Below are 2,766 nucleotides of genomic sequence, written 5' to 3' on the forward strand. Positions count from 1 at the left end.
CAGCGGCATACGCAGCATTAAAAGCAGGTCCACCTAGCAGTAAACCAGCTGTTAACAAGGTAAAAATCCTTTTGTTCATAAATTCAAAATTTAATATTAATAATAGTGTTAATTAAAGTCCATCCCGTCGTTTAGCACCCTTGTTTTACCCGAAAACGACTAGTCTAAACGATCGTCTAAATCTTGCGTTTTTTTAGTGTCGGAACAGGAGGTTTGTTGAAGGAATCGGTTGTTTCGTAAAGGATAACCTATCCTATTGATAAGAAAGAGGATAAGTAATAAAAAAATAGCCCGGAAGAGTTGCAAGTATCGAAGAAACGCGTACCTTTGCAAATGACTAAAAGAATCGATCGTTTAAACTAGTCGTTTCTATCCCATAAAAGATTGTCAAACATCAAGGTTTTTAACTATATATAATGTACAGGTGTACATTAAAATAATGTAAACCTATCAAAGCATAAGATCTGAATCAAGCTTCCTCTTTGACACAAAAGTATTGATAGTACCGCTAGCTTCGAGTTATAGGTATTTTATAGGCTCACCCGATAATCATTGGGGATATCTTCAGGCTCATCTATATTTCAGCCGGCAGCCTAAGATAAGTCGGCCAACAGATGAGATCATGAGATAACTATTGCCATATAAATCGCTGTCTTATAAACTATTAATCAACAGACCAACTCACTTGAGAAAGGCTTCCCAAGTGAATAACTAACCACTTCCAGACTCGTAAGCTTACGGCTACCCCCAGCCGTAAGTTATTCACTTGACAAACCGTAAGTTATTCACCTGACAAGGCTAAATTATACATTAACCGTCTCTCCCCCGGTGGTTATCGGGAAATGGCAGAGGAGCTATAGATACAAGTGGCCCATTTGTCTTTTTGACAACTTGTAATCTGAAGTCCCGGAGAATCGATTATTCCGTACCCAAGTGCGTCTCGCTTCCAAATTCGAGAGAAAAAAACAGCAATTCTCTGTTTGATAGCCGTTTGCTGAAAAACAGCCTTCCGTTCCAGCCGAAATAATTCACCCTAGTTCATGTTTTACGGTCGTTAGGCGGTAATAATGCCCAACGCTACCGCATGTGAGGGCCGATACCTATATATGTGTAGGCTTACGCCACTATATGTGTAGCTTGACGCGACTATATGTGTGGGTTAACACTGCTATATGTGTGAGTTGATACAGCCATATGTGTAGGTTGATACATATATATTCGTTAAAAAGCGACGCTTATCGTGTTAAAAAGCGATTGTGGTAGCTTGTTCGCGCTCCCCGCTTACGCTCGTTGGCTTTTATAGCCAGAGAGCCGTGTCGTGAAAAAGAAGGTATTTCAATCAAAAAGATACCATTCATCGCATTAAGCTGACATCCGCGATTCTTGTCTTATCCCTTTGAATTAAGTCTGTCCCCAATAAATATCGGGTGAGCGTTTACTTGATTAATATTGGAAATATATGAACGATGAATCTGCAGAAAAATATCTTGAGGCAACGATTCGTCAGCAACCACGTCACTGGCTCATAGACAAAAAACGAAACGGCAGACATCTCCGCCGTCCCGCCCAAAAGAGATAGCCTTATCTCTGTTTGTACACATGTCAAGGTTGGTTATTTACTGATATCAGGGCCTATATAAACCCTGTTTTTCATATCGTGCGTAAACATAAGACTTTTTTTCGACAAAAGAGCAGATTCCTTCTTCTTTTTGGGAATACATGTTCTAAACATGCCACACTACCTCTTGGCTACTAGCGTGAGCTTCTATTATAGAGGAACTATGAAAAAGCATTTTACATCAAAACATAAAGCTAAATCCTTTCTTCTGCGAAGCATTGAACCGTTCAATCTCCAAAGAAAGGGATTTCTTTAACTGATTAGCCATAAATATTAAGAAAGACCTGCGTATGATGCAAATTGCCTTCAGTCGTTTTAAGGATTTTCTGAAAGAACAGTGCCCATTATATGAATGCAACATCAAACCCGAATTTATCACTAAGGATATGATGGTTCTGTTTGTGGACTATTTGCAATCCCGTAGCGTTGGCGAGGGAGCAAAAAGTATCTATCAGCGTTTCAAGAAAGTGATACGCTATGCCATCGAACACGATGTGATACTGAAAGACCTTACATATAAGAATGTAGACTACTCAAACAAGCTATTGAAGTTTGAACAGAATAAGACCAAAGGGCATTCTTCTGCTAGTGGAGTAGTCATTCCTTTGAATGACGGTTTGGTCTCTATTATTGGTGAACCTCTTGCGGATGGCAACAAAGATGTGCTTATATTTAATCTACCATCCTATGAAAGCTGCTGTAAATCAGTAAAACGTTGGGTGAAAAGATCCGGAATAGACAAGCACATAAGCTGGCATTGTGCCCGTCACTCATTTGCAGTGAATATCCTTAACAATGGTGCTAATATTAAAACAGTAGCCAGTTTGCTCGGACATAGCGGGCTGAAACATACGGAGAAGTGCCATTCAAGACACGCTGTAAGCACAAGCAGCACACTCTGTAAACCTTGCACTAACTTCCCGTAACTGGCTTATGGGCTGTTATATCGTGGAATTTGAACAAAACGGAGAAGACCGTGCAGCCTATGGTGAGCAGCTTTTGAAGAAGTTGGAAAAACAACTAAATACCAAAGGACTTAACAAACGTAGATTCCGGGAGTTCAGACGTTTATATCTTGTTTATCCACAGTTGAAAGAAGAGGTTTTAGGCTATGTTATGTCGGGTTCGGGAATTCGGCGGTTGCCGAC

2 pseudogenes are annotated in these 2,766 nt (G+C 40.1%); both read left to right on the top strand.

The features are described from left to right. Positions 1 to 1,893 precede the first annotated feature (1,893 nt). A pseudogene (locus tag QVP94_RS08150) lies at positions 1,894 to 2,478 on the top strand (site-specific integrase); the annotation flags it as partial. A gap of 73 nt (positions 2,479 to 2,551) precedes the next feature. Continuing rightward, a pseudogene (locus QVP94_RS08155) lies at positions 2,552 to 2,766 on the top strand (PDDEXK nuclease domain-containing protein); the annotation flags it as partial.

The organism is Parabacteroides sp. CAG:2 (genome assembly GCF_000436315.1).
Classification (GTDB): Bacteria; Bacteroidota; Bacteroidia; order Bacteroidales; family Tannerellaceae; genus Parabacteroides; species Parabacteroides distasonis.